At 70.2% G+C, this 25,551-nt stretch carries 21 protein-coding genes and 2 pseudogenes; 6 read left to right on the top strand and 17 right to left on the bottom strand.

The window, feature by feature from the left end; all coding sequences use genetic code 11:
- Nucleotides 1-237: 237 nt before the first annotated feature.
- On the bottom strand, nucleotides 238-2,325 hold the full coding sequence (locus AB0M63_RS38500; protein ID WP_366022611.1) for a glycoside hydrolase family 31 protein: 2,088 nt from the start codon (nucleotides 2,323-2,325) through the stop codon (nucleotides 238-240).
- Between the two features lie 243 nt (nucleotides 2,326-2,568).
- Here AB0M63_RS38500 and AB0M63_RS38495 point away from each other — a divergent pair, with 243 nt between their 5' ends.
- The 3 genes and pseudogenes from AB0M63_RS38495 to AB0M63_RS38485 all read left to right on the top strand — a co-directional run bounded on the left by AB0M63_RS38495 (nucleotide 2,569) and on the right by AB0M63_RS38485 (nucleotide 4,073).
- Nucleotides 2,569-2,979, top strand: coding sequence for a VOC family protein (locus AB0M63_RS38495; protein ID WP_366022610.1), 411 nt, complete (start codon nucleotides 2,569-2,571; stop codon nucleotides 2,977-2,979).
- 344 nt (nucleotides 2,980-3,323) lie between these two features.
- Nucleotides 3,324-3,566: pseudogene (locus AB0M63_RS38490) on the top strand (IS5/IS1182 family transposase); the annotation flags it as partial.
- Between the two features lie 219 nt (nucleotides 3,567-3,785).
- Nucleotides 3,786-4,073 (top strand): hypothetical protein, encoded by a 288-nt coding sequence (locus AB0M63_RS38485; RefSeq protein WP_366022609.1) that lies wholly within the window; start codon nucleotides 3,786-3,788, stop codon nucleotides 4,071-4,073.
- Nucleotides 4,074-4,186: 113 nt separating this feature from the next.
- Here AB0M63_RS38485 and AB0M63_RS38480 read toward each other — a convergent pair whose 3' ends face one another.
- From AB0M63_RS38480 to tkt, 8 genes are all read right to left on the bottom strand, one after another.
- A complete protein-coding gene (locus tag AB0M63_RS38480; protein WP_355921898.1) occupies nucleotides 4,187-5,650 on the bottom strand; it encodes a membrane-associated oxidoreductase in 1,464 nt (487 codons plus the stop codon).
- A gap of 97 nt (nucleotides 5,651-5,747) precedes the next feature.
- The gene (locus AB0M63_RS38475; protein WP_355921900.1) at nucleotides 5,748-6,335 is read right to left on the bottom strand and encodes a histidine phosphatase family protein; all 588 of its coding nucleotides are present in this window, start codon (nucleotides 6,333-6,335) and stop codon (nucleotides 5,748-5,750) included.
- Nucleotides 6,336-6,341: 6 nt separating this feature from the next.
- Nucleotides 6,342-7,220 carry a phosphogluconate dehydrogenase (NAD(+)-dependent, decarboxylating) gene (gene gnd / locus AB0M63_RS38470; protein WP_355921903.1) on the bottom strand — a complete coding sequence of 293 codons (879 nt, stop codon included), beginning with the start codon at nucleotides 7,218-7,220 and terminating at the stop codon, nucleotides 6,342-6,344.
- A gap of 1 nt (nucleotide 7,221) precedes the next feature.
- The gene (gene pgi / locus AB0M63_RS38465) at nucleotides 7,222-8,889 is read right to left on the bottom strand and encodes a glucose-6-phosphate isomerase (RefSeq protein WP_366022608.1); all 1,668 of its coding nucleotides are present in this window, start codon (nucleotides 8,887-8,889) and stop codon (nucleotides 7,222-7,224) included.
- Nucleotides 8,882-9,817 carry a glucose-6-phosphate dehydrogenase assembly protein OpcA gene (gene opcA / locus AB0M63_RS38460; protein ID WP_355923126.1) on the bottom strand — a complete coding sequence of 312 codons (936 nt, stop codon included), beginning with the start codon at nucleotides 9,815-9,817 and terminating at the stop codon, nucleotides 8,882-8,884. The genes pgi and opcA overlap by 8 nt, the downstream gene beginning before the upstream one ends.
- Complete coding sequence (zwf, locus tag AB0M63_RS38455) at nucleotides 9,814-11,385, bottom strand: glucose-6-phosphate dehydrogenase (protein WP_355923128.1); 1,572 nt, start codon at nucleotides 11,383-11,385, stop codon at nucleotides 9,814-9,816. The genes opcA and zwf overlap by 4 nt, the downstream gene beginning before the upstream one ends.
- Complete coding sequence (gene tal, locus AB0M63_RS38450) at nucleotides 11,382-12,527, bottom strand: transaldolase (RefSeq protein WP_366022607.1); 1,146 nt, start codon at nucleotides 12,525-12,527, stop codon at nucleotides 11,382-11,384. The genes zwf and tal overlap by 4 nt, the downstream gene beginning before the upstream one ends.
- A 19-nt stretch (nucleotides 12,528-12,546) precedes the next feature.
- Nucleotides 12,547-14,622 (bottom strand): transketolase, encoded by a 2,076-nt coding sequence (gene tkt / locus AB0M63_RS38445; protein ID WP_366022606.1) that lies wholly within the window; start codon nucleotides 14,620-14,622, stop codon nucleotides 12,547-12,549.
- 145 nt (nucleotides 14,623-14,767) lie between these two features.
- Between tkt and AB0M63_RS38440 the strand changes: the two genes are divergently transcribed.
- Entirely contained in the window at nucleotides 14,768-15,667 is a 900-nt protein-coding gene (locus AB0M63_RS38440; protein ID WP_355923134.1) for an AraC family transcriptional regulator, read from the top strand.
- Between the two features lie 70 nt (nucleotides 15,668-15,737).
- Here AB0M63_RS38440 and AB0M63_RS38435 read toward each other — a convergent pair whose 3' ends face one another.
- Nucleotides 15,738-17,141: a glycoside hydrolase family 16 protein gene (locus AB0M63_RS38435; protein ID WP_355923136.1), complete on the bottom strand. Its 1,404-nt coding sequence runs from the start codon at nucleotides 17,139-17,141 to the stop codon at nucleotides 15,738-15,740.
- A gap of 187 nt (nucleotides 17,142-17,328) precedes the next feature.
- Complete coding sequence (locus AB0M63_RS38430; RefSeq protein WP_366022605.1) at nucleotides 17,329-18,573, bottom strand: Ig-like domain-containing protein; 1,245 nt, start codon at nucleotides 18,571-18,573, stop codon at nucleotides 17,329-17,331.
- 245 nt (nucleotides 18,574-18,818) lie between these two features.
- On the opposite strand from AB0M63_RS38430, the pseudogene AB0M63_RS38425 reads away from it, so the two are divergent.
- Nucleotides 18,819-19,205 (top strand): annotated as a pseudogene (locus AB0M63_RS38425) (FAD/NAD(P)-binding protein); the annotation flags it as partial.
- A 20-nt stretch (nucleotides 19,206-19,225) separates the two neighbouring features.
- Here AB0M63_RS38425 and AB0M63_RS38420 read toward each other — a convergent pair.
- Nucleotides 19,226-19,684 carry a hypothetical protein gene (locus AB0M63_RS38420; RefSeq protein ID WP_366022666.1) on the bottom strand — a complete coding sequence of 153 codons (459 nt, stop codon included), beginning with the start codon at nucleotides 19,682-19,684 and terminating at the stop codon, nucleotides 19,226-19,228.
- On the opposite strand from AB0M63_RS38420, the gene AB0M63_RS38415 reads away from it, so the two are divergent.
- The gene (locus tag AB0M63_RS38415) at nucleotides 19,664-19,825 is read left to right on the top strand and encodes a hypothetical protein (RefSeq protein WP_366022665.1); all 162 of its coding nucleotides are present in this window, start codon (nucleotides 19,664-19,666) and stop codon (nucleotides 19,823-19,825) included. The genes AB0M63_RS38420 and AB0M63_RS38415 overlap by 21 nt on opposite strands.
- Before the next feature lie 51 nt (nucleotides 19,826-19,876).
- On the opposite strand, the gene AB0M63_RS38410 is transcribed toward AB0M63_RS38415, so the two are convergent.
- The 5 genes from AB0M63_RS38410 to AB0M63_RS38390 form a co-directional block, all read right to left on the bottom strand.
- Nucleotides 19,877-21,976: an MMPL family transporter gene (locus AB0M63_RS38410; RefSeq protein WP_366022604.1), complete on the bottom strand. Its 2,100-nt coding sequence runs from the start codon at nucleotides 21,974-21,976 to the stop codon at nucleotides 19,877-19,879.
- Between the two features lie 193 nt (nucleotides 21,977-22,169).
- The gene (locus tag AB0M63_RS38405) at nucleotides 22,170-22,841 is read right to left on the bottom strand and encodes a response regulator transcription factor (protein ID WP_366022603.1); all 672 of its coding nucleotides are present in this window, start codon (nucleotides 22,839-22,841) and stop codon (nucleotides 22,170-22,172) included.
- Nucleotides 22,838-24,031, bottom strand: coding sequence for a sensor histidine kinase (locus AB0M63_RS38400; protein WP_366022602.1), 1,194 nt, complete (start codon nucleotides 24,029-24,031; stop codon nucleotides 22,838-22,840). Before AB0M63_RS38400 ends, AB0M63_RS38405 begins: the two co-directional genes overlap by 4 nt.
- 100 nt (nucleotides 24,032-24,131) lie before the next feature.
- Nucleotides 24,132-24,920 carry an IclR family transcriptional regulator gene (locus AB0M63_RS38395; protein ID WP_366022601.1) on the bottom strand — a complete coding sequence of 263 codons (789 nt, stop codon included), beginning with the start codon at nucleotides 24,918-24,920 and terminating at the stop codon, nucleotides 24,132-24,134.
- Between the two features lie 35 nt (nucleotides 24,921-24,955).
- Nucleotides 24,956-25,381, bottom strand: coding sequence for a MarR family transcriptional regulator (locus AB0M63_RS38390; RefSeq protein WP_043671884.1), 426 nt, complete (start codon nucleotides 25,379-25,381; stop codon nucleotides 24,956-24,958).
- Nucleotides 25,382-25,551: the final 170 nt, after the last annotated feature.

Below are 25,551 nucleotides of genomic sequence, written 5' to 3'. Positions count from 1 at the left end.
TTGTCCGCACCGGCGCCAGGGTTGATCCGTCGTGCGGTGGGCGGACGACGGGGGAGTGTACGAGGTGATGGACCTGGTGTCCGTGGGCGTTATCGGTACGGTGTTCGGGGCCGTCGGCCCGGGGATGGCGAGCGAGACCGGCAAGTTGGCCTGGGAGCCGGTCGGGGGAAACGACAGTCGGCCCCGGGCCCGCGCGCACCGGCCGCCCCTGAAATCGGCCGGTGCGCGCGGAGGCCCCTACTGGCGGCGCAGGGCGGCGAGCGCCTTGTCGGCGCCCCGCGCGCGCAGGTTCACGAAGGCGGGGGTGACGGTCAGCGGAGTCGCGTACGACTTCAGTGTCACCGGTCCCCGTACTGTCGTACCCCGGACGGTGTCGTACCACGTACCCGCCGGGAGGTGGATGTCGCGCGCGGCCGACCCCGTGAGGTTCGGGGCCGCGAGGATCGCCGGGCCGAGCATCCACTCGTCGGTGATCGTGTAACTCGCCCTGTCCTGAGGGAAGTCGAAGAACAGCGGCCGCACGATCGGGTCACCGGTCCGCAGTGTGCGCCGCACCTGGTCCCAGATGTACGGCGCCAGCCGCTCGTGGCGGGCGATCGCCTCGCGGTACAGGGCGACGGTCTGCCCGTCGTAGGACACTTCCTGACCGGTCGTCACATCCGTCGTGCCGGCGGGGGATGTCGACGCGTACATCAGCGGCATGTACGAGGCCGACTGCGCCCACCGGACCAGGACGTCCTTCGTCGGCGGGGGTTGGCCGTCGGAGCCGCCGATCATGTCGGTCTCGACGAAGGGGTAGCCGATGGTGGACAGGGCGAGGTTCTGGGAGACGGACGCCCGGAGGGAGTTCCAGCCGGTGCCCTTGTCTATCTGGCGGACGACGAACCCGGCCTGGTGCGCGGCGCTGCCCCAGTGGACGCGGATGCCGGCGCCCTGGAGGTCGTAGGAGTCGGCGAGTTCGGAGCCGAGCCGCTGGTAGTCGGTGCGGGTGTGGCCTGCGCGCGGGGCGCAGTGGTCGTCGAAGAAGCGGGTGTCGAACTTGAGACCGTCGACGCCGTAACTGTCCATCAGGGTCTTCAGGTTGCCCTGGTACCAGGCCTTCGCCGCCGGGTTGCCGAGGTCGACGATCCCTGCGGTGCCGTTCCACCAGGTGACCGTGCAGGGTTTCGTCGGGTCGGCCGCGTCGTGCAGGAGGTAGTCGTGGTCGGCCGCGTACTGGTAGTTGGTGGAGTCGAGGTTGATCCAGAGCGTGACCCAGAGGCCGAAGTCGTAGCCCAGGGCGTGGATGCGGTCCGACATCGACTTCGGATCGGGGTAGGCCTTCGGGTCGAAGGTCATGTTGCCGTAGTTCGACTCCCACTTGTCGTCGAGCTGGACGGTGTGGCCGCCAAGTCCCTTGCTGTGCAGGGCGGTTGCGTAGGCGAGCAGCTTCTCCTGGTCGACGCCGGTGTAGAACTGCGCCCACGAATTCCACAGCGGCTTCTCGAACTGCTCGTACGTCGCGTCACTTTGGCGCGGCTTGCCGACGATGCCGATGTAGTCGTCGTAGACCGCGCGAGGGGTCGACTCGACGAACACGGTGGCTTTGTAGGTGCCGCCCGAGTCGATGCCGAAGCGGCCCAGTCCGTCCTGGCCGGCGTTGAGGGAGACATCCATGGTGTCGCCGGTGTCCACGTACAGACCGGCCGAACTCTCCGTGTACCAGAAGGGATCCACCATCTGGTACGAGGCCGGGCCGAAGTCCGGCTGCTCTACCTGCCCGGCATCCAGCGGCCACGGCTGGTCGGTGTACGGCCCGCCGGACGGGGTGCTGGTCTCGCCGTGGCCGTACCAGTGGCCGGAGGCCGGGAGGTCGTAGCTGAGGCTGAGTTCTGTCGCCTCAACACCCCTTACCGCCCAGTCGAGTTGGTAGCGGTCGGAGGTCGGGGTGAGCTGTGCCTCGATCTCGGTGCCGGGGAGTGTGGTGCCGGTCGTGAACGTGAGGGTTCCGTCGCGCCAGTGCCAGTCGGTGAGGGCGGTCGCGTGCTGCCAGGTGTCGCCGGAGCCGGAACCGGATCTGAAGCGCAGGGCGTCGGCGGCGGTGGCGAGGACGGTGTGGCCCGATCTGCTGGTGGACAGGGCGAGTTGGCCGGTGATCGGGATGGTGACGGAGTAGCCGGGTGCGCCGTGCGTGGGCGGGACGTGGAGGGAGACCTTGGCGGAGGAGGCGGAAACCGTCGGCCCGGCCGGGGCGCTCGCCGGGGTGCCGTGCGCCGTCGACGGCAGGAAGGCAACGGTCAGCGCGGTCGCGAGGAGGCAGCCGAACTTGCGGGAAAGGATGCGCACCACTCGTGTCCTTCCGCGGGAGACGGGAGAGTCCAGGGTGTTGCCGTGCAGCGGCGCTGTTCTTTTCTGCTCGTTCCGGCCGATGTTCTTGCGCGAAACGTCAACTGTCAACGGGGGGTGAGTCCCGGATGGCGGTCCTAGGACATGAGGCGCAGGACGGATGGCCGATGGTCCGTCGATCGGGGTCCGCCTAGGCTGCGAGGCCTGTCACCGAAGTTCGGGAGCAAGGGAGTTGAGGTCACGATGCCCGTCAACGGCCGCAGCCACATCAGGATCGCCCGCCCGTCCAGGGACCTCGCCGTGGCCGGTCGCTTCTGGTCCGACGGCCTCGGGCTCGCTGTCCTGTGGCGGGCCGAGGCCGGCACCGAACCCGGCGAACACGACCTGCTGATGCTCGGCCGGCCCGACGCCGACTGGCACCTGGAACTCGTCCACGAACCCGGCACCCCGGTCGAGCCACGCCCCACGGAGGAGGACCTCCTCGTGATCTACCTCGACGGCCCGGTACCGGACGACCTGATCACCCGGCTTGAGAACCACGGCGGCAAGCGGGTGCCGTCCCCCAACCCGTACTGGAACGAGTGGGGCGTGACGATCGAGGACCCGGACGGGTACCGGCTGGTGCTGTGTACGCGGGGGTGGTCCAACGCGTAGGTTTTTTTGGGCGGGGTGGAGTTCAGCCGCTTGCGGGGGTGGCGGTCTGGACGGTGGGCGCTGGTGAGCGCGTGGCAGGCGTGGCAACCCACGGGTGCCGGAGCCCGTGAGGTGTTCGATGTCCCGGGGTGTTCGGGGGCCCGTCGTCCGGCCGGGGGGTGGGAGTCGCGGGGGCGATCCGCATGGTGTCGGCTCGGGGTGTTCGCGGGGCGGGGTGTCCGGTCGGCCGCAGGAGTTGCGCGAGTCGATGCCCATATCCCACGGCGAGAGCCGAACTCGCGGGGTAGGGGGCGGAGTTCAGCCGCTCGGGGCGGTGACGGTCTGGACGGTGTCGGCGGTGGGCCAAGCGGCAGTTGACCAACGGCATACGTTGACGGACGCGGACCGGCGCTCGCTGGCGCGACGTTCCCGTGAGGGCGGACAAGGCCTCCGGATCCCGAGCCAACCGCGACTACCTGCGCAAACGCGGGATCCGCTGCACCATCCCGGAGAAGTCCGACCAGATGGCCGTGGCCACGAGATACGACAAGCTCGCCGTCCGCTACGAAGCCACCGTCACCATCGCCGTCATCAACGAGTGGCTGTGACCCTGCTCGCCAAGCTCGGCCAGAGAGAAACGGGGTATCGCTGCAGTTGGCCAGGCATTTAGCCTATGACGCATGCATCAGCCCCGTAGGCGCGACCGGTGCCTGGCTCGCCGTGGGCCGGAGCCGGCCCGGCGCCAAGCGTTCCGACTCACGTCCGCGGGCGCTGATGTAGTCCTGGTCGGCTACTTCTCTGCGAAGCAGAAGGACTTCGAAACACTCATGGCAGCGGCAGCCACAGAACTGGCAGCGCGCGGCGCTCGGGTCGTCGTGCAGATTACGCAACGACGAGGCGTTTCGGATGGTGGGGTCCAGAAGATGGGTCTGCCCTACTCCTCACGGACTCTGCTGAGTTACGGAAAAGTCCGCGAGGTAGCTCAGGCCTGCGACCGGGCCGACGCTGACGCAGTGATCTTCTTGGCCTCCTTGACCGAGCGCCAGCAGCGCACGCTGACAGACATGTTTGGCCGCCCCGCCGTGAGTCTTTCCCATATCCTCGCTGTCGACTGACTGCACACTCGAAGGGTCGACCTCGCGGCCCGATTCAACGTCGCCGAGGACTAGTTGGACACGTACCAGGACCTCGGCATCCTCTACGACCGGGACGCGGGCGGCGAAGCACCTCACTGGCGGCTGACGGTCCTGGTCACGCCGGTGACGACGGTCGTGGCCAGGATCCAGCCGGTGATGATCAGGCCGTAGCCGAGGTACTGGTACCAGCCGGCCGGTGCGAACGCTTCCTCCTGGCCGAAGGAGATCACCGGCAGCAGCAGGTCGAGGGTGTAGAAGACCGGGTTGAAGTGCGGGGCCTCGGACACCTTGAGGGCGCGGGGGTGGTGCAGGCCGTAGGCGACGGAGCCGATGGCCAGCAGCGACAGCAGCCAGGCGCAGGCGCGCAGCGGGCGGAAGCCGTAGCCGACGGTGGCGTCCTGGACGTAGCCCCAGAGCCGGCCGTACCACGGGAGGGTGCGGCGCAGGCGGCGCTGCTTGGCGAGTTGGACGAAGCGGGCCGCGTGGTCGTCGCCGACGCGGCGGTAGGCGGCGGCCAACTCCTCGTAGGCGTGCGGGACATAGCCGTCACCGTCGCGTTCCAGCATGGTGAGCCGGCGTTCGGCGGGCTCGTGGGGGATGAGCGTGGTGTAGGCGAGACTGGTGAGGAAGACCTGGTCCGGCAGCACCTTCGGGTCCAGCAGCAGGACCTCGATCTGGGCGTTGCGCAGCACGACACTCCCCTCGACGGGCGGACTCTCGCGCAGCCAGAGTTCCCCCATCGTGATGCTGCTCGCCAGCAGCGCCGGGCCGCCGGGGTTCGACAGGGTGGTGTACGACAGGTCGAGCCGGCCCGAGATCCGGGCTCCGCGCAGACCGGTCCAGCCCTCCACCCGGGCCTCCCGGAACACGATGTTGCCCTCCACGACGAGTACTTCGGCGTCGATGGCGGAGCCCCCGGGGTTGGAGAGGTGCGCCGTGTTGAGGTTGACCGACCCGGCGACACTCGCGCCACTGAGCCGTATCTGACCCAGCGTGCGCAGTCCGGCCGCCCGGAGATCGTCGCCGACGGCAGCCTGGTTGAGCTGGAGCACCGGCTCCTCCGCGTCCGGAGCGATGATCCGCGCGCTCTCCATGAACAGGCTCCCGGCGATCTTCGCCCCGGCGAGCCGTACCAGTCCGTGGAACCTGGCCCGGGTCAGCCGCAGCACGCCGTCCACCCGCATCGCGTGTGCGGTGAGCCCCGGCAGGACGGAGTCGCCGAGGTTGAGTTCGCGCAGCCGGGCCGCGTAGCAGCGGGGTGCCTCGTCGAAGTAGCAGTACCGCAGCCGGACCGCGTGGTCGATCGTCGCGTACTGCAGATCGAGCCGGCCGACGACCCGGGCGCCCGCGAGACTCAGGGAGGCTATCTCGCCCGCTTCCTGCGGCCCGTTGAGCAGCAGGGCCCGCAACACCTCGGCGCGGACGGTCCGTTCGGGCCCCCAGTCGCGGCCGTCCGCCACGTCCTCGTCCTCCGCCGTACGGAAGTCCACGGACTCGCCCAACGGGAAGGCCCGCCAGACCTGTTCCTCGGCCGGTGTCAGATCGTTGATCTCCATCAACAGGCGACTCTAGCCCGGCGGATGCCGTGGGCCCAGGGACGGCGGTGGCCCGGACCGCGCGCCAACGCGCGGTCCGGGCCGTGGAGTTGTGCCGTTACGGGCGGGTGTTCCACTCCGCGATCACGGGACGGTCGTGCTCGGTGGAGAGGCGGCTGACGGTGCCGGTCGCCAGTTGGAACAGCCGGCCGTCCGCCGCCGGCAGGCCGAGTCGGCGGGCCGTGAGGACGCGCAGGAAGTGGCCGTGCGCCACCAGGATCACGTCACCGTCCACGAGCGCGCCGTCCACCCGCTTCAGCACCCGGTCGGCCCGCTCGGAGATCTCGTCCGGGGACTCGCCGGGGTGTCCGGCCGGTCCCGGCGGCACGCCGTCGGTCCACAGGTACCAGTCGGGGCGGGTGCGGTGGATGTCGACGGTGGTGACGCCCTCGTAGCCGCCGTAGTCCCACTCGTGCAGGTCGGGGTCGGGTGCGGCCCCGGTGATGCCCGCGAGTTCGGCGGTGCGTATCGCGCGGTCGAGCGGGCTGGTGAGCGCCAGTGCGAAGGTCCGGCCGGAGAGGAGCGGAGCGAGGGACTTGGCCTGTTCCTCACCGTGCGGGGTCAGGGGCAGGTCGGTCCAACCGGTGTGCCGGCCCGACACGCTCCACTCCGTCTCACCGTGGCGGACCAGCAGAAGATCCCCCACGGCGCGCTACTCCTTCGACTCGACGGCGTGGCCGCCGAACTGGTTGCGCAGCGCCGCAACCATCTTCATCTGCGGCGAGTCGTCCTGACGGGACGCGAAGCGCGCGAAGAGGGAGGCCGTGATCGCGGGCAGCGGCACGGCGTTGTCGATGGCGGCCTCGACGGTCCAGCGGCCTTCGCCGGAGTCCTCCGCGTAGCCCTTGAGCTTGTCCAAGTGCTCATCGCTGTCGAGGGCGTTGACCGCGAGGTCGAGCAGCCAGGAGCGGATGACGGTGCCTTCCTGCCAGGAGCGGAAGACCTCACGTACGTCCGTGACGGAGTCGACCTTCTCCAGCAGCTCCCAGCCCTCGGCGTAGGCCTGCATCATGGCGTACTCGATGCCGTTGTGGACCATCTTCGAGAAGTGCCCGGCGCCGACCTTGCCCGCGTGCACGAAGCCGAAGTCGCCCTCGGGCTTGAGGGCGTCGAAGACCGGCTGCACCTTGGCGATGTGCTCGGCGTCGCCGCCGACCATCAGCGCATAGCCGTTCTGGAGACCCCACACACCGCCGGAGACACCCGCGTCCACGAAGCCGATGCCCTTGGCGCCCAGCTCCTCGGCGTGCTTCTCGTCGTCCGTCCAGCGGGAGTTGCCGCCGTCGACCACCGTGTCGCCGGGCTGGAGCAGCTCGCCCAGTTCGTCGACGACCGACTGGGTCGGAGCGCCGGCCGGGACCATCACCCAGACCGTGCGCGGGGCTTCGAGCTTCGCGACCAGTTCGGCCAGGTCGCTCACGTCGGAGACCTCGGGGTTGCGGTCGTAGCCGATGACGGTGTGGCCGGCGCGGCGGATCCGCTCGCGCATGTTGCCGCCCATCTTGCCGAGACCGATGAGTCCGAGCTGCATGTCAGTTCACTTCCTGAGAATCCTGGGAATTGCGGAGAGTGCGGTAAGTGGCCACAAGGGCTGTCGTCGACGCGTCCAGGCCCGGCACGTCGGCGCCGTCGGTGAGGGCGGGTTCGACGCGCTTGGCGAGGACCTTGCCCAGCTCGACGCCCCACTGGTCGAAGGAGTCGATGTTCCAGATGGCGCCCTGCACGAACACCTTGTGTTCGTAGAGCGCGATGAGCTGGCCGAGGACGGAGGGGGTCAGCTCGCGGGCCAGGATCGTGGTGGTGGGGTGGTTGCCCTTGAACGTCTTGTGCGGCACCAGCTCCTCCGCCACCCCCTCCGCGCGCACCTCGTCGGGCGTCTTGCCGAACGCCAACGCCTGTGTCTGCGCGAAGAAGTTGGCCATCAGCAGGTCGTGCTGCGCCTTCAGCCCCTCGCTCAGCTCACCGACCGGGTTGGCGAAGCCGATGAAGTCCGCCGGGATCAACTTGGTGCCCTGGTGGATGAGTTGGTAGTAGGCGTGCTGCCCGTTCGTGCCGGGCGTGCCCCACACCACCGGGCCGGTCTGCCACTCCACCGGATTCCCGTCCCAGTCCACCGACTTGCCGTTGGACTCCATGTCCAACTGCTGGAGATACGCGGTGAACTTGGACAGATAGTGGCTGTAGGGCAGCACGGCGTGCGACTGGGCGTCGTGGAAGTTGCCGTACCAGACACCCAACAGGCCAAGGAGCAACGGCGCGTTGGACTCGGCGGGCGCGGTGCGGAAGTGCTCGTCGACGGTGTGGAAGCCGTCGAGCATCTCCCGGAAGCGGTCCGGGCCGATGGCGATCATGAGGGAGAGGCCGATCGCCGAGTCGTAGGAGTAACGGCCGCCGACCCAGTCCCAGAACTCGAACATGTTGTCCGTGTCGATACCGAAGTCCGACACCTTCCCGGCGTTGGTCGACAGCGCCACGAAGTGCTTCGCCACGGCCTTGTCGTCGCCGCCGAGCCCGTCGAGGAGCCAACTCCGGGCGGACGTCGCGTTGGTGATCGTCTCGATCGTGGTGAACGTCTTCGACGCGACGATGAACAGCGTCTCCGCCGGGTCGAGGTCGCGGATCGCCTCGTGGAGGTCGGCGCCGTCCACGTTCGACACGAAGCGGACCGTCAACGAGCGGTCGGTGAAGGCGCGGAGCGCCTCGTAGGCCATGGCCGGACCGAGGTCGGAGCCGCCGATGCCGATGTTGACGACGTTGCGGATACGGCGGCCCGTGTATCCGGTCCACTCGCCGGAGCGGACCCGGTCCGCGAAGCCGGCCATCTTGTCGAGCACGGCGTGCACCTGCGGCACGACGTTCTCGCCATCGACCTCGATCACCGCATCCCGGGGGGCGCGCAGCGCGGTGTGCAGGACCGCGCGGTCCTCGGTGACGTTGATCTTCTCGCCGCGGAACATGGCGTCCCGCAACCCGAACACGCCGGTGGCGGTGGCCAGTTCCTGGAGCAGGGCGAGGGTCTCGTCGGTGATCAGGTGCTTGGAGTAGTCGATGCGCAGATCGCCGACGCCTACGACGTAGCGCTCCGCGCGCCCCGGGTCCGCCGCGAACAACTCACGCAACTGCGGGTGCAGTTGACCCGCGCGGTGATCCTCGAGCGCGGTCCACTCGGGCCGCCGCACGAGCTTGGGGGAGTCAGACATGAGCAGGGGTCTCCTTGGTGCCCTCGGCCCGCAGGGCGATGGCGTACATCTCGTCGGCGTCCAGGCGCCGGAGTTCCTCGGCGATCAGTTCGGAGGTGGTGCGGACCTTCAGCGCGAGGGTGCGGGAGGGCTGCCCGGGCAGGGTCAGCGTGGCCAGCGGGCCCTCGGGGCGGTCGATGACGACCTCGCCGGCGGCGGTACCGAGCCGGACGGCCGTGACGACCGGGCCCGCGGTGACCACGCGGTCGATCTTCACCTTGAGCCGGGCCTCCAGCCAGCGTGCCAGCAGTTCGGCGGCGGGGTTGTCGGCCTCGCTCTCCACCGCGCCCGAGGTGATCTTCGCCTTGGCCTGGTCGAGGGCCGCCGCCAGCATCGAGCGCCAGGGGGTCAGCCGGGTCCAGGCGAGGTCGGTGTCGCCGGGCGCGTAGGAACGGGCGCGGGTGTCCAGGGCTTCGAGGGGGTTCTCCGCCGCGTACAGGTCGGTGATCCGGCGCTGGGCGAGGGCGCCCAGCGGGTCCTTCGCCGGGACCTCGGGGGCCTCGGACGGCCACCACACGACGACCGGCGCGTCCGGCAGCAGCAGCGGCAGCACCACGGAGTCGGCGTGCTCGGACACCTCGCCGTAGGTCCGCAGGACAACGGTCTCGCCGGTGCCGGCGTCGGCGCCCACCCGGACCTCGGCGTCGAGGTGGGAGTCGGTGCGGTCGCGCGGGGTGCGGGCTTGCCGCTTGATGACGACCAGGGTGCGCGAGGGATGCTCGTGCGAGGCCTCCTCGGCCGCCTTGATCGAGTCGTAGGCGTTCTCCTCGTCCGTGACGATGACCATCGTCAGGACCATGCCCACGGCAGGGGTGCCGATGTCGCGGCGACCCTGCACCAGCGCCTTGTTGATCTTGCTTGCCGTGGTGTCGCTCAGGTCGATCTTCATGGCCTGCGCCAGCTCCGTCCGTCTCGTGCGAGCATCTCGTCCGCCTCCTCGGGACCCCAACTGCCCGAGGAGTACTGCGCGGGCCTGCCGTGCCGTGCCCAGTACTCCTCGATCGGGTCGAGGATCTTCCAGGACTCTTCCACTTCCTGGTGGCGGGGGAACAGGTTGGCGTCGCCGAGCAGCACATCCAGGATGAGCCGCTCGTACGCCTCCGGGCTCGACTCCGTGAACGACTCGCCGTAGGCGAAGTCCATGGACACGTCCCGGATCTCCATCGAGGTGCCCGGCACCTTCGAGCCGAAGCGGACCGTCATGCCCTCGTCGGGCTGGACGCGGATGACGATCGCGTTCTGGCCCAGCTCCTCGGTGGCGTTGGAGTCGAAGGGGGAGTGCGGGGCCCGCTTGAAGACGACCGCGATCTCCGTGACGCGCCGTCCGAGGCGCTTGCCGGTGCGCAGATAGAAGGGGATGCCCGCCCAGCGGCGGTTGTCCACCTCCAGCTTGACGGCCGCGTAGGTGTCGGTCTTCGACTGCGGGTCGATACCGTCCTCCTGGAGGTAGCCGACGACCTTCTCGCCGCCCTGCCAGCCCTCCGCGTACTGCCCGAACACCGTGTGCTCGCCCAGCTCCTGGGGCAGCCGCACCGACTTGAGCACCTTGAGCTTCTCGGTGAGCAGCGCCTCCTCGTCGAAGGCGATCGGCTCCTCCATGGCGGTCAGCGCCATCAACTGGAGCAGGTGGTTCTGGATGACGTCACGCGCCGAACCGATGCCGTCGTAGTAGCCGGCCCGGCCGCCGATGCCGATGTCCTCGGCCATCGTGATCTGGATGTGGTCTACGTAGGACCGGTTCCAGATCGGCTCGTACATCTGGTTGGCGAAGCGCAGCGCCAGGATGTTCTGGACGGTCTCCTTGCCGAGGTAGTGGTCGATGCGGAACACCTGGTCCGGGTCGAACACCTCGTGCACGATCTTGTTCAGCTCGCGCGCGCTCTTCAGGTCGCGGCCGAACGGCTTCTCGATGACCGCGCGCCGCCAGGCCCCTTCCCGCGCGTCCGCCAGGCCGTGCTTCTTGAGCTGCTTGACGACCTTCGGGAAGAACTTCGGCGGTACGGAGAGATAGAACGCGTAGTTGCCACTGGTGCCGCGCGAGGTGTCCAACTCGTCGACGGCGGCGCGCAGTTGCTTGAACGCGGTGTCGTCGTCGAAGTCGCCCGGGATGAACCGCATGCCCTCGGCGAGCTGCTGCCAGACCTCCTCGCGGAACTCGGTGCGGGAGTGCTCGCGCACCGAGTCGTGCACCACCTGCGCGAAGTCCTGGTCCTCCCAGTCCCGCCGGGCGAACCCGACGAGGGAGAACCCCGGCGGCAGCATGCCCCGGTTGGCCAGGTCGTAGACGGCCGGCATCAGCTTCTTGCGGGAGAGGTCACCGGTGACCCCGAAGATGACCAGTCCGGACGGGCCCGCGATACGGGGGAGCCGGCGGTCGCGGGGGTCCCGCAGCGGGTTGTCCCAGTCGGCCGCGAGGGTGTCCGTCAACTCCTCGACGGTCAGCGCCTGTTCACTCATTCCCCGTCGACCCCCTTGCCGCTCAGCGACTTCGCGACGGCGCCCAGCAGGTCCTGCCAGGCCACCTCGAACTTGGCGACGCCCTCGTCCTCCAGCTGCTTGACGACGGTGTCGTAGGAAATCCCCAGACGCTCTACGGCGTCCAGGTCGGCGCGCGCCTGTGCGTAGCCGCCGGTCACCGTGTCGCCGTGGATGTCGCCGTGGTCGGCGGTGGCGTTCAGGGTGGCCTCGGGCATGGTGTTGACGGTGCCGGGCGCGACCAGTTCGTCGACGTAGAGGGTGTCCTTGTAGGACGGGTCCTTGACGCCGGTGGAGGCCCACAGGGGGCGCTGCTTGTTGGCCTTGGCGCCGGCGAGGGCGGTCCAGCGGTCGCCGCTGAAGACCTCTTCGTAGGCCTGGTAGGCGAGCCGCGCGTTGGCGAGCGCCGCCTTGCCCTTGAGAGCGAGGGCCTCGTCCGTGGCGAGCGCGGTGAGGCGCTTGTCGATCTCGGAGTCGACGCGGGAGACGAAGAAGGACGCCACCGAGTGGATGGTCGCCAGGTCGATGCCCGCGGCACGCGCCTTCTCCAGGCCGGCCAGGTAGGCGTCCATGACCTCGCGGTAGCGCTCCAGGGAGAAGATCAGCGTGACGTTGACGCTGATGCCCTGGCCGATGACCTCGGTGATGGCGGGGAGTCCGGCCTTCGTCGCCGGGATCTTGATCATCACGTTGGGGCGGTCCACCAGCCAGGAGAGCTGCCTGGCCTCGGCGATCGTCGCCGCCGTGTTGTGGGCGAGCCGCGGGTCGACCTCGATGGAGACCCGGCCGTCCCGGCCACCGGTCGCCTCGTACACCGGGCGCAGGATGTCGGCGGCGGCGCGGACGTCGGCGGTGGTCATCATCCGTACGGCCTCTTCGACCGTCACCTTGCGCACGGCCAGGTCGGCGAGCTGCTCCTCGTAGCCCTCGCCGGAGCCGATCGCGGCCTGGAAGATGGACGGGTTGGTGGTGACGCCGACGACGTTCTTCGTGTCGACGAGTTCGGCGAGGTTGCCGGACTCGATCCGCTTGCGCGACAGGTCGTCCAGCCAGATGGAGACGCCCTCGTCGGAGAGGCGCTTGAGTGTTCCCGCTGTGGCGGTCACTTCGGTCACTGTGATCATCTTCTTTCTGGCGATCGGATCAACCGCGCGCGGCAGCGAGGGATTCCTTCGCTGCTGCGGCGACGTTCTCGGCGGTGAAGCCGAACTCGGCGAACAGGGTCTTGGCGTCGGCGGAGGCGCCGAAGTGTTCGAGGGAGACGATGCGTCCTGCGTCACCCACGAACCGGTACCACGTGAGACCGATCCCGGCCTCGACCGCAACGCGGGCCTTCACGGACGGCGGAAGGACGCTGTCGCGGTACTCGCGCGACTGCTCCTGGAACCACTCCACGGACGGCATCGACACCACCCGGGCGCCCACACCCTCCGCCTCCAACCGCTCGCGCGCCTCGACGGCGAGGTGGACCTCGGAACCGGTCGCGATGAGCACGACGTCCGGGGTCTCGGTGGAGGAGTCCTTGAGGACGTAACCGCCGCGCGCCGCATCGGAGTTGGGCTCGTAGACGGGGACACCCTGGCGGGTGAGCGCGAGGCCGTGCGGGGCGGGCTTGGTGGCGTGCCGCTTGAGGATCTCGGCCCAGGCGATCGCCGTCTCGTTGGCGTCGGCGGGGCGGACGATGTTCAGACCCGGGATGGCGCGCAGCGAGGCGAGGTGTTCGACCGGCTGGTGGGTGGGGCCGTCCTCGCCGAGACCGATGGAATCGTGCGTCCAGACGTACGTCACCGGGAGCTGCATCAGCGCGGACAGGCGCACGGCGTTGCGCATGTAGTCGGAGAACACCAGGAAGGTGCCGCCGTAGACGCGGGTGTTGCCGTGGAGGGCGATGCCGTTCATCTCGGCCGCCATGGAGTGCTCGCGGATGCCGAAGTGGATCGTACGGCCGTACGGGTCGGCCTCCGGGAGCGGGTTGCCCTCCGGGAGGAAGGACGAGGTCTTGTCGATGGTGGTGTTGTTCGAGCCGGCCAGGTCGGCGGAGCCGCCCCACAGCTCGGGCAGGACCGCGCCGAGCGCCTGGAGCACCTTGCCGGAGGCGGCGCGGGTGGCGACGGAGGAGCCGGGCTCGAAGACCGGCAGGGAGTCCTCCCAGCCTTCGGGGAGCTGACCGGCGACGATCCGGTCGAAGAGCCGCGCGCGCTCGGGCTGGGCACCCCGCCACTCGCCGAGCCGCTTGTCCCACGCGGAGTGCGCCTCGGCGCCCCGGTCCAGGGCCCGGCGGCTGTGGGCGATGACCTCGTCGGCGACCTCGAAGGACTTCTCCGGGGCGAAGCCGAGGACGCGCTTGGTGGCGGCGACCTCGTCGGCGCCGAGCGCGGAGCCGTGGGCGGCCTCGGTGTTCTGGGCCGTCGGGGCGGGCCAGGCGATGACCGTGCGCATCGCGATGATCGAGGGGCGCCCGGTCTCGGCCTGCGCCGCCTTCAGCGCCGTGTACAGCGCGTGGACGTCGATGTCGCCGTCGGCGCCGGGCTCGATGCGCTGGGTGTGCCAGCCGTAGGCCTCGTACCGCTTGAGAACGTCCTCGGAGAAGGCGGTCGCGGTGTCGCCCTCGATGGAGATGTGGTTGTCGTCGTAGACGAAGACGAGGTTGCCGAGCTTCTGGTGGCCGGCCAGCGAGGAGGCCTCGGCGGAGATGCCCTCCTCCAGGTCGCCGTCGGAGACGATCGCCCAGACGGTGTGGTCGAAGGGCGACTCGCCCTCGGGGGCCTCGGGGTCGAACAGGCCGCGCTCGTAGCGGGCGGCCATCGCCATGCCGACGGCGTTGGCGACACCCTGTCCGAGCGGGCCGGTCGTGGTCTCCACTCCGGCCGTATGCCCGTACTCGGGGTGGCCAGGCGTCTTCGAGCCGTGCGTCCTGAACGCCTTGAGGTCGTCCAGTTCCAGCTCGTACCCGGCGAGGTAGAGCTGGGTGTAGAGCGTCAGCGAGGTGTGGCCGGGGGAGAGGACGAAGCGGTCACGGCCGGTCCACTCGGGATCCGCGGGGTCGTGACGCATCACCTTCTGGAAGATCGTGTACGCGGCGGGGGCCAGGCTCATCGCCGTGCCCGGGTGGCCGTTGCCGACCTTCTGCACCGCGTCGGCTGCCAGAACACGTGCGGTGTCGACGGCTCGACGGTCGAGATCGGTCCACTCGAAGCTGTCAGGTGTGTGCGCGCTCATCTTCAAGAAGTCCTCGGTAGAGCGGAAGAACTGCTCGGACGTGTTCAAACTTAAAAGTCTGACTTTTAGGAGGGAAGGTGCCCGTGTGCCAGCCTGTGGTGAAAGTGGGACACCGGGACCCGCACTGAGGCGGCACGAGAAGGACATGGCGGACAGAACCATCCAAGGCGTCGGCGGTGACGGCGACGTGATCAGAACGTTTCCCTTCCCTGTCGATCTGAGCGTCTGCGGGGTCGGCATGCAGGTCGGCCCGATGAGCACCGGGCGCCCCTGGCACGCGGACGCGCCCCTGCACCGCGTCCACCGCATCGACTTCCATGTGGTGATGCTCTTCGACGAGGGCCCGGTCCGCCACATGATCGACTTCGCCGAGTACGAGGCGAACGCCGGCGACGTCCTGTGGATCCGCCCCGGCCAGGTCCACCGCTTCTCCCGCATGGACGCCTACCACGGCACCGTCCTGACCATGCAGCCCGGTTTCCTGCCCCGCGCCACGGTCGAGGCGACCGGCCTCTACCGCTACGACCTGCCGCCCCTCCTGCGCCCCGACGAGCCCCGCCTCGCGGCCCTCCGCTCATCGCTGGGCCAGCTCCAGCGCGAGTACGAGGACTCGACGACCCTCCCGCTGAGCCTGCACACCTCGGTCCTGCGGCACTCCCTGACCGCGTTCCTGCTCCGGCTCGCGCATCTCGCCGCCAGCTCGGCGGAGGCGGCCCGGCAGCAGTCCGACACCACGTTCACCCTGTTCCGCGACGCCGTCGAGCAGGGCTTCGCCACCAACCACAGCGTCAGCGCCTACGCGGACGCCCTCGGCTACTCCCGCCGCACCCTGGTCCGCGCGGTCCGCGCCGCCACCGGCGAGACCCCCAAGGGCTTCATCGACAAACGCGTCGTCCTGGAGGCGAAGCGTCTCCTGGCCCACACGGACCTGCCGATCGGCCGCGTCGGCGCGGCGGTCGGCTTCCCCGACGCCGCGAACTTCTCCAAGTTCTTCCAGCAGCACACGGATGTGACGCCGGCGGGGTTCCGGGCCGAGCTGCGCTGACGGCCCGGACATGCGGAAGGGGGGCCCACGCGAAACGCGTGAACCCCCCTTCGCCCGCAGGCGGTCGGGATCAGTGGCCGAAGTCGAACCAGTTGACGTTCACGAAGTCCGCCGGCTGGCCGCTGCTGAACGTGAGATAGACGTCATGGGTCCCGGTGACCGAGCTGATGTTCGCGGGCACCGTCTTCCACGACTGCCAGCCCCCGGTGCTCGCCAGCGCGAAGCTGCCGACCGGAGTCGCGGTCGGACTGTCGAGGCGTACCTGCACCAGCCCGCTGACCCCGCTCGCCGCACCGCTCGCGACCCGGCCGTAGAACTGGGTGGCCGCCGTGGAGCCGAAGTTGACGCCCTTGTAGAGCGCCCAGTCGCCGTTGGCTATCGAGCCGAGGTCCTGGCCGCCACCGGTGTCCGTGGTGGTCTCGGCGACCGTGCCGGACTGGCTGTCGTACGACTCGGCCTGGATGGCGCCGTAGGCGTCCCGGTTTCCGGTCGGCGGGGTCGTGGTACCGCTCCCACTGCCCGTGGACTGGAGCACCTGGACGTAGTCCACGGTCATCGGGTGGTTCGGGTCGGTGGCGCTGGTGGGGCCGCCGCCGAACGCGTCCGGGAAGCCGCCGCCCATCGCCACGTTCAGGATGATGAAGAAGCCGTGGTTGGTGGCGTTGGCCCAGGTGGTGGCGTCGACCTGACTGGCGTTCACCGTATGGAAGTTGACGCCGTCGAGGTAGAAGCGGATCTGCTCCGGGCTCGTCGACCGGTCCCACTCCATGGCGTACGTGTGGAAGCCCGCCTGACAAGTCGTCCCGGTGCAGGCGGTGTTGCCGCCGATGCCGCTCGTCTCGTTGCAGGGGCCGCCCGGGTTGGTGCCGCAGTGCATGGTCGACCAGTCGGTGTTCAGGCCCTGGACGTTCTCCATGACGTCCAACTCGCCGACGCCGGGCCAGTTCTGGTAGTTGCCCCGGAACGGCGCGCCCAGCATCCAGAACGCGGGCCAGTAGCCGAGCGCCGACGAGCCGGTGACGTTGGGCAGTTGGATCCGCGCCTCGACGCGGAGCTTCCCGCCGGCCGGGGGCTGGAAGTCGGTGCGGTTGGTCTCGATACGGCCCGAGGTCCAGTTGCCGGAGGCGTCCCGGCGCGGGGTGATCAGCAGGTTGCCGTTGCCGTCCAGCGCCACGTTGTTGGTGGAGGAGGTCATCGTCTCGACCTCGCCTGTGCCCCAGTTGGCGGCGCCACCGGGGTACGAAGTCCCGGTGTCGTACTGCCAGTTGGTGGTGGAGACGCCGGAGCCCGCGGTGCCGTTGAAGTCGTCCAGGAAGACCTGGGTCCAGCCCGACGGGGGAGTGGGCGCGGAGGCGTTCGCGGGGAGGGTGAAGGCCGTGGCGGTGGCGGCCGCCAGGCCGAGCGTGCTGAGGACGGCGATCAGGACACGCCGGAGGGGACGGGGTCTGCGCTGCGTGCCGGAGGTTTCACTCATGGGTGCCTCTCGGGTACGGAGTGGGGTGCGGGTGCCTGCTTGAGAGCGCTCTCACGCAGTGGGTGCGCGGTCAATGTGCTCGTCGCAACTCCGGCCGTCAAGAGGTGAAGCCGTGAAAGTCCTTTCGGTGTGCGGGAGTTCAGGCGATGAAGAGGGAGGTTTCCGAGATGTCGCCCCCCGGCCGGGGTCAGACCGCGCTGCCCGCCTTCCAGTCCGTCCACGACAGGTTCCAGCCGTTGAGGCCGTTGTCCGCCGCCACCGTCTTGTCGCCGGAGTTCTTGACGATGACGACGTCACCGAGCATCGAGCTGTCGTAGAATTTGTAGCCCGCGACCGAGCTGTCGTTCGCGCCCTTGGCGTCGTGCAGGCCCACGCACCCGTGGCTGGTGTTCTCGCTGCCGAACACCGAGGTGGACGCCCAGTAGTTGCCGTGCACGAAGGTGCCGGAAGTGGTCAGGCGCTGGGCGTGCGGGACGTCGGAGATGTCGTACTCGTCGCCGAGTCCGACCGTCGAGGACTCCATGCGGGTCTGCTTGAACCGCTCGCTGATCACCATGATCCCGGCCCAGGTGGTGTGCTGGGCGTTGCCGCCGCTGACCGGGTAGGTGGCGAGGGTCTTGCCGTCCCGCTTGACGACCATCTCCTTGCTGGACAGGTCGACCGTGCTGATCTGCTCGCGGCCGATGTCGAAGGTGACGTCCTTGGACTGCACGCCGTAGATACCGTCCTGGCCCTCGACGTCCTTCAGCCGCAGACTGAGCGTGATCTTCGTGCCGGCCGCCCAGTACGTCTCGGGGCGGAAGTCGAGGCGGGTGTCGCTGAACCAGTGTCCGACCACCTCGACGGCGGGCTCGGCGGTGACCGTGATCGCCTTCTGGACGGCGGCCCGGTCGGTGACCGCGTGCGTGAAGTTGATCGACACGGGCATGCCGACGCCGGAGGTGGAGTTCGCCTCGGGGGTGAAGTAGCCGACGAAGGTCTCGCCGGGCGACTTGGTGGTGAAGGTCGCCGTCTGCGCGGCGGCTCCCTGCGTCTGCGCCGAGACCGTGTACTTGGTACCCGAGTACGGGTTCTTCGTGGACGTCCACTTGGTCTTCGCGTCGTTGAACGACCCGGCCAGCGTGGAGCCGTCGTTGCCGGTCACCTTCACGGTGGAGAGTGTGCCGTCGGCCACCGTCACCGTGACCGGGGCGGTGAAATCGGCCTTCTTCGTGCCGTCGGCGGGCGAGACCGTGACGGTCGGTGCCTTCGCGGCCTTCACGGACGCGGTCGCCGACGAACCCCCGGACGAGGAACCCTCCGTGGCGTCCGCCGAACCGCTGCACCCTGTCAGTACGGCGGCCGGCACCACCCCGAGCACGGTGAGGACCCCACGCCGGGACCACCTCTCCGACTGCTTCTCGGACCGGTTGGATATGTGCGACACGCCCACGGCAGGCCTTCCTCCGCATGTCGCGCCCGCCCCCTGGTCGTACGCGACGAGATCACCAGTGCCGTTGCATCCTGCGTCACTTCCATGGGTTGAATCTTTGAATCCCAGGGGCTCCACCTGAGATTCCTGTGAGGAGAGCCTGAAGGAAGGCCTGAAACCACAGTTGCCGGACGCTCCGTGAGTGTGAACAGAGTATGAACGCGCCGACCGGTGCCCTGAGTACCCGGTGAGGTCCCGGTCCCGTCATGGCTTCCCCACCTGTCCGGTCGGAATGGTGGGGACCTGAAGGCGGAGTTCCGTTTCTACGGCTCCGTGGCGGACCACCGCCGGAGGTATTCGTGACCGAAGTCCGCAAGCGGCCCACCGTGGCGATCGTCGGAGCGGGCGCGGCAGGCACGCTGACCGCCGTCCAGCTCTGCGAGAGCGCCACCCGCCGCCGGACCCCCCTCGACCTGGTGCTGGTCGACCCGGCCCCGGAGGCCGGCCGCGGCACGGCCTACGCGACCCAGGATCCACGCCACCGCCTCAACGTCCCGGCGGGCGGCATGAGTTGCTACCCCGACGACCCCGGCCACTTCACCCGCTGGCTGTGCCGCCACGGCGAACCCACCGTCGGCGCCGCCGACTTCGCCACCCGCTACCGCTACGGCGCCTACCTCGCCGACACCCTCGCCCGGGCCGTCGTCCGCTCCCACGGTACGGCCGCCGGCCGCAGGCGTTGGTGCGCCCAGTTGGCGCCCGGACGGGTCACCGGGGTACGTGCGCTGGTCGACTCCGGGTCCCTGCTCTGGTGGGCCCGGCTCAGCGGCAACTGGCAGGGGGAGCTGCCCACTTCGGACATCCTGGACGCCGTGGCCTGCGAGGTCCTGGAGCGCCCCGCGACCGCGTTCACCGCGCTGCACGCGGCGGTGGCCCTGACCGCCGCGGGCGATCTGCCCGCCCTGCGCCGCCTCCGCGACACGCGGCGGGCGCCGGCCCGGTCCAGCGCGAGGTCGTCGCACCGCTCTGCGAGGACCTCGCCGCCCTCGTCGAACACCGCTTCCAAGAGGCCGCGCGAGGCCTCGACGCCCTGCTGCCGGTCCTGCGCAAGGTGGGTGGCGGCGCGGCCCAACGCGAGGTCGTCGAGGAGACGTTGCTGTACGCGCTGGTGTCGGCGGGCCGGTGCGACGCGGCACGACGACTGCTGGACGCGCGCCTGGACCGGAAGGCGGCGCCCAGGGACCGGCGGATGCTGGCCGGGTTGCCAGAGTGAGGTGTGCCGGTACTCCGCGGCCCTTCCGCGGAGCAGCGGGCATCAGCGGCGTCAGCGGCTTGCCAACTCCCGCTCCACAGACGGCTCTTCACGCAACCCGTACCGGTCGTGCGCCCGGCGCAGTGGTTTCGGTGCCCACCAGGCGCGGTGGCCGAGCAGCGCCATCGTCGCCGGAACCAGCAGCATCCGTACGACCGTCGCGTCGATCAGCACCGCGAGGGTCAGGCCGAGGCCTATCTGGAGGATGGGGGAGAAGCCGCCCGTCATGAAGGCGCCGAAGACGACGGCCAGGAGGAGCGCGGCACAGGTGACCACGCGGCCCGAGCGGCGCAGACCGGTCACCACGGCCTCCTGGTCGTCGCCCGTGCGCTGCCGGGCCTCGCGCATCCGGGCCAGGATGAACAGCTCGTAGTCCATGGCGAGTCCGAACGCGATCGCGACGATCAGCGGCGGCGCGGTCAGGCTCAACGAGCCCAGCCCCTGGGCACCGAGGGCGCCCGCGAGATGGCCGTACTGGAAGACCCACACCACGGCGCCGAGCGCGGCCCCCAGGCTGAGCAGGGTCGTCGCGATCGTGCGCAGCGGGATCAGCACCGAGCCGGTGAAGGCGAACAGCAGCAGGAAGATTCCGGCCAGGACGGTCGCGGCGGCCCAGGGCGCCCGGTCGGCGAGCATCGTGCGGAAGTCGACCAACCGGGCGGCCGTGCCGGTGACTTGGACCGGTGCGGAGCCGCGTGTCTCCCGGATCCGCCGTACGAGGTCGGTCGCCGCCCTGCCGTCGGCACTGCCGGACGGCTGCAGCGACATGACGGTGCTGTCGTCCGGCAGGGCGCGGGACGTGGTGGCCGGGGAGAGGGCGCGGATGCGGGCGGCGGTCGTGGTGCCGGTGCCCGGTTTCAGGAGGACCGTCACCGGTGACACTCCGGTCCCGGCCGGGAAGTGCGCGTCGACCGTGTCGTACAACTGCCGTGCCTCGGTGGACTTCGGGAGCTGCTGGGCGTCGCCGATGCTGATCCTCAGACCCGCGACGGGCAGCGCGAGCACGAGCAGGGCCGGGACGACGACGGCCAGGACGGCGATACGGCGGCGGGCCGCGAAGCGGGCCAGGCGGGCGAAGACCCGGCCCTCCTCGGCCTCCGGCCCGGTGCGCGCCGGCGTGATCCTCGCGCCGAACCGGGCCAGCAGGGCCGGGAGCAGGGTGACGGCGGCCAGCATGTCGACGACGACCACGGCCGCCACCGCCAGCCCCATGCTGCGCAGGAACGTGCTCGGGAAGACGAGGAGACCGGTGAGGCTGACGGCGACCGTGAGGCCGGAGAACAGGACCGTTCGGCCCGCCCGTGCGACCGTTCGGTGCACGGCCTCCACCACGTCGTCCGTGTGCCGGCGCTCCTCGCGGAAGCGGACCAGCATCAACAGGGCGTAGTCCACGGCGAGTCCGAGCCCCAGCATCGTGGTCACCTGGATCGCGTACACGGAGATGTCGGTGACGTGGCTGAAGGCGAACAGTGCCAGGAACGCCCCCGCGATCCCGCTCACGGCGATCACCAGCGGGAGCGCGGCGGCGCGCAGACCGCCGAACACCACGAGCAGCAGGGCCAGTACGACCGGCAGCGAGATCAACTCGGCGCGCTTCACGTCCTCCTGAGCGCGTCCACCGATCTGCTCGCCCAGCAACGGGCCGCCGCTGACATGGACTTCGGGCGCGTCGATCTGCCGGATCCGGTCCGCAGCCGCGTCCATCGTGTGCTCCTCGGCGTCGTCGCTCAGGCCGCCCTTGAACGTGACGGCGACGAGCAGCGCCCGCCCGTCCCGCGAGGTGAGGCCGCCCGTCGTGTAGGGGTCCGGTACGGCGGCGACCCCGGCGAGGGCGCGCACCTCGGCCACGGCCCGCTCGACCTGGGCGCGCACGGCGGGGTCGGTGACGGTGACGCCCTCGACGACACCGGTGACGGTCTCACCGACCGGGTCGACGCGGTCGAGATATTGCGAGGCCAACTCCGACTCGGTGCCCGGGACTTCGGGCACGTTGTCGGACAGCCGCCCGAACACGCCCGTCCCGAGCCCGAAGCCGAGCAGCAGGAAGAGCACCCAGACGGCGATTACGGTCAGCGGGCGGCGGGTCGCCGCCCGGGCGAGTGTGGAGAGCACGGTTCCTCCCGGCGGGGCATCGGATGACGTGTCTCCCAGGCTGGTGGGGGAGGGGGCGTCGCCGGATCGCCGGGGCGAGGGGTTTCGGGCGGTCGCCCGTGCGGGGGAGACGGGGGTGTCTCTCACCCCTCCGAGGGAGGAATCCCCGCTGCCGGTAAGGGCGTTGAAGAGCCCTCGGCCTTCCTGAACGGCGCTACTGGGGTGTCCCCGGCGACACCAGCCCCGTCTCGTACGCGCAGATCACCGCCTGCACCCGGTCCCGCAGCCCCAACTTGCCGAGCACATTGCTGACATGGGTCTTCACGGTGTGCTCGCTGACGAACAGGGTCGTCGCGATCTCGGCGTTGGACAGCCCGCGGGCGAGCAGCCGCAGGGTCTCCTCCTCGCGCGCGGTGAGGACCTCGAGGCGCTGCGGTGCGACCTCGGCGGCGGCCTCCTCGCGGCGCCGCCGCACGATGTCCGCGACCAGCCGGCGGGTCACCGTCGGCGCGAGCAGCGAGTCACCGGCCGCGACCACGCGGACGGCGTGCACGAGGTCGTCGCGGCGCACGTCCTTGAGGAGGAAGCCGCTGGCGCCCGCGTACAGCGCCTCGTACACGTACTCGTCCAGGTCGAAGGTGGTCAGCATGACGACCTTGCAGACGGACCGCGCGCACACCTGACGGGCCGCCTCCAGACCGTCCATGACCGGCATCCGGATGTCGAGCAGCAGCACGTCCGGCGCGTGCCGGTGCACCGCGGCGACCGCCTCGGCGCCGTCCCCGGCCTCCGCGACGACCTCGATGTCCCGCTGGGCCTCCAGGATCATGCTGAAGCCGCTGCGGACCAGCTCCTGGTCGTCGGCCACCACCACCCGGATGCTCACCCCAGGGCCGCCTGCCGGCCGGTGGGGACGGGCAGCCGTACGACGACCCGGAAGCCGCCGTCGGGTCCGCGACCGGTCTCCGCCGTGCCCCCGCAGGCGGCCGCCCGCTCCCCGACACCGATCAGCCCGTGCCCGCCGACGGTTCCCGCCGGACCTCTTCCGTCGTCCGTCACCGTGAGCACCAACTCGTCCCCCGTCCAGTCGAGTTCGACAGTAGCGGCGCAGGCGCGGGCGTGCTTCACGGTGTTGGTGAGGGCCTCCTGCACGACCCGGTAGACGGCGACCTCGGTGTCCGGGGGCAGCGGGCGGGGATCGCCGTACGTCCTCAACTCGACGCGCAGAGCGGCCGATTCGGCGACCTGGCGCACCAGGTCGGGCAGCGCGGCGACCCCAGGCTGCGGCCGGTGCCCCGAACTCCCCTCCCGCTGCTCCTCCTTCAGTACGCCGAGGATGCGCCGGAGCTGTGCCATCGCGTCCCGGCCGGCTCCCGCGATCGCGTCGAAGGCGGCCTCGGCCCGCTCGGGATCACTGCGCACGACCACTGGCCCTGCCTCCGCCTGCACCACCATCAGGCTCACCGCGTGGGCCAGGATGTCGTGCATGTCCCGGGCGATCCGGGCCCGTTCCTGGGCCATGGCCCGCGCCGTGTCGGCCTCGCGCTCCCGCTCAAGACGCCGGGCCCGGTCCTCCAGGGCGGCGGTGTAGGCGCGTTGGACCCGGGCGAGGGTGCCGAAGCCGTACGCGCACAGCAGGCTCAGCAGCTGGAAGGCGTACTCGAAGGGCTGGGCGTGCTCCTTGTGCCGCATGACCACGGACACGCCGATCAGCCAGCCCACCAGCATCAGCCGCCGCTGCCAGGGCAGGCTCCGGGCCGCGAGGGTGTACACGACGACGAGGCCGCCGTACATCACGTCCGGCGGTGGCGCGTGGTAGACCGCCATCGCGGGTGTCGCCGCCGACACGACCCACGCCGTCGCGAACGGCGCCCTGCGCCGCCACACCAGCGGCACCGCCGTAGCGGCCCCGAGGAGCCAGCCCCGCGGGCTCAGCGGGTCGCCGCCCTCGTCGGGGAAGAGCCATTGCAAGGACACCGCGAACAGGACGAGCGCGGCGAGGGCCGAGTCGACGACGTACGGATTGGCCGTCCTGAGCCGGACGGTGAGCGGCGCGAACCAGTGCTGGACGGGCATGAACGGCTCCTCGGGGCAGGGGCCGTTCCAGTATCGCGAGCCCCCGCGGACCCGGCCTCGCCGGTGAGAGGGATATCCGCGCCCGGCACGGTGGACCTTTCTACGGCTCCGGCCGCCACCCCAGCGCCCGGGATATCCCGCGTGCCGCGAGCCGCACCGCCGGGATCAACGCCGGTACCTGGGCGTCCACATGGGGCACCACGACCGACACCGCGGCCACCACCGCACCACCCGGCCCGCGTACCGGAGCGGCCACCGACAGCGCGTCGTCCGTGACCTGACGGCTGCTCACCGCGACGCCGGTGCGCCGGACTTCGGCCAGCACCCGCCGCAGCCGAACCGGATCGGTGATCGTGTACGGCGTGAAGGACGCCAACGGGCCCGCGCAGTAGGCCTCCTGGGCGTCCGGGCCGTCGTGTGCCAGCAGGGCGAGGCCCACGCCGGTGGCGTGCAGCGGCCAGCGGGCGCCGACCCGGATGTGCACGCCGACCGCCGAACGGCCCGAGATCCACTCGGTGTAGACGACCTCGTCGCCGTCCCGGACCGCCAACTGCACGTTCTCGTGCGTCGATTCGTACAGGTCCTCCAGGTAGGGGAGGGCGAGTTGGCGCAGGGCGAGGCCGCGCGGCGCGAGGGCGGCGATCTCCCACAGCCGTAGACCGACGTGGTAGACGCCCGACGCGTCCCGCTCCAGCGCGCCCCACGCGGTGAGGGCGCCCGCGAGCCGGTGGGCGGTGGTCAGGGTGAGGCCGGCCCGGCGGCTGATGTCGGACAGGGACAGGGCCGTGTGCTCGTGGTCGAAGGCGGCGAGCACGGCGAGCAGCCGGTCGGGCGCGGACCGTGTGGTGGGCGCGGACCGTGTGGTGGGCACAGGCCGGGTGGTGGTCATGGCGGCCGGGCCTCCGTCCGGTGTCGGTGTCGGTGTCAGGCGAGTCCGTCCTCGGCGACCCGCTGCAACAGCGTGTGCAGGGTCTCCCGCTCGGTCGCGTCCAGCGGGCCGAGCAGTTCGTTCGTGACGCGCAGCCCGGCCTCGTCCGTGTCGCGCAGGAAGCCGCGGCCGTTCTCCGTCAGGACCACGATGCGGCTGCGGCGGTCGTCGGGGGAAGGGCGGCGCTCGGCGAAACCCAGCTTCTCCAGGTCGTCGACCAGCCCGACGATCGCGCTCGGGTCGTAGCCGAGCCGGGTGCTCAACTCGCGCTGGAGGGCGCCCTCGGAGGTGGCGAGGAAGCGCAGCAGGGCGTAGTGGCGCAGCCGTAGGCCCGACTCCTGGAGGAACGTGTTGAACAACTGGCCGGAGCGCAGCCCCAGCCGGTACATGAGGTAGCCCGTGTCCGCGTGCAGCCCGCGCATCCACGGCTCGTGCGCGTCGATGGGTTTGGGGGTGACGTGCTGGCGTGTGATGGCGGGCTCCCTGGGTCCGAGGCGTCCTGGAGATTCCAGCATGTCGCACTGAGAGGCCGCCAACAACTATTGACGTCAACAATTATTGCTCTTAGCTTCGATCCTGGCACCGCACCCGT

The sequence above is a fragment of the Streptomyces sp. NPDC051576 genome (assembly GCF_040681835.1).
In the GTDB taxonomy this organism is placed as follows: Bacteria; Actinomycetota; Actinomycetes; order Streptomycetales; family Streptomycetaceae; genus Streptomyces.
The sequence above is the reverse complement of the archived record's forward strand: the minus strand, read 5'-3'. Positions and strand labels throughout refer to the sequence as shown.

Bases quoted from the DNA above. Each gene is read 5' to 3' on its own strand.
- AB0M63_RS38495 (WP_366022610.1), top strand. From the start codon at position 2,569: ATGCCCGTCAACGGCCGCAGCCACATCAGGATCGCCCGCCCGTCCAGG.
- AB0M63_RS38485 (WP_366022609.1), top strand. From the start codon at position 3,786: ATGGCAGCGGCAGCCACAGAACTGGCAGCGCGCGGCGCTCGGGTCGTC.
- AB0M63_RS38480 (WP_355921898.1), bottom strand. From the start codon at position 5,650: ATGGAGATCAACGATCTGACACCGGCCGAGGAACAGGTCTGGCGGGCC.
- gnd (WP_355921903.1), bottom strand. From the start codon at position 7,220: ATGCAGCTCGGACTCATCGGTCTCGGCAAGATGGGCGGCAACATGCGC.
- pgi (WP_366022608.1), bottom strand. From the start codon at position 8,889: ATGTCTGACTCCCCCAAGCTCGTGCGGCGGCCCGAGTGGACCGCGCTC.
- opcA (WP_355923126.1), bottom strand. From the start codon at position 9,817: ATGAAGATCGACCTGAGCGACACCACGGCAAGCAAGATCAACAAGGCG.
- zwf (WP_355923128.1), bottom strand. From the start codon at position 11,385: ATGAGTGAACAGGCGCTGACCGTCGAGGAGTTGACGGACACCCTCGCG.
- tal (WP_366022607.1), bottom strand. From the start codon at position 12,527: ATGATCACAGTGACCGAAGTGACCGCCACAGCGGGAACACTCAAGCGC.
- tkt (WP_366022606.1), bottom strand. From the start codon at position 14,622: ATGAGCGCGCACACACCTGACAGCTTCGAGTGGACCGATCTCGACCGT.
- AB0M63_RS38440 (WP_355923134.1), top strand. From the start codon at position 14,768: ATGGCGGACAGAACCATCCAAGGCGTCGGCGGTGACGGCGACGTGATC.
- AB0M63_RS38435 (WP_355923136.1), bottom strand. From the start codon at position 17,141: ATGAGTGAAACCTCCGGCACGCAGCGCAGACCCCGTCCCCTCCGGCGT.
- AB0M63_RS38400 (WP_366022602.1), bottom strand. From the start codon at position 24,031: ATGCCCGTCCAGCACTGGTTCGCGCCGCTCACCGTCCGGCTCAGGACG.
- AB0M63_RS38395 (WP_366022601.1), bottom strand. From the start codon at position 24,920: ATGACCACCACCCGGCCTGTGCCCACCACACGGTCCGCGCCCACCACA.
- AB0M63_RS38390 (WP_043671884.1), bottom strand. From the start codon at position 25,381: ATGCGCGGGCTGCACGCGGACACGGGCTACCTCATGTACCGGCTGGGG.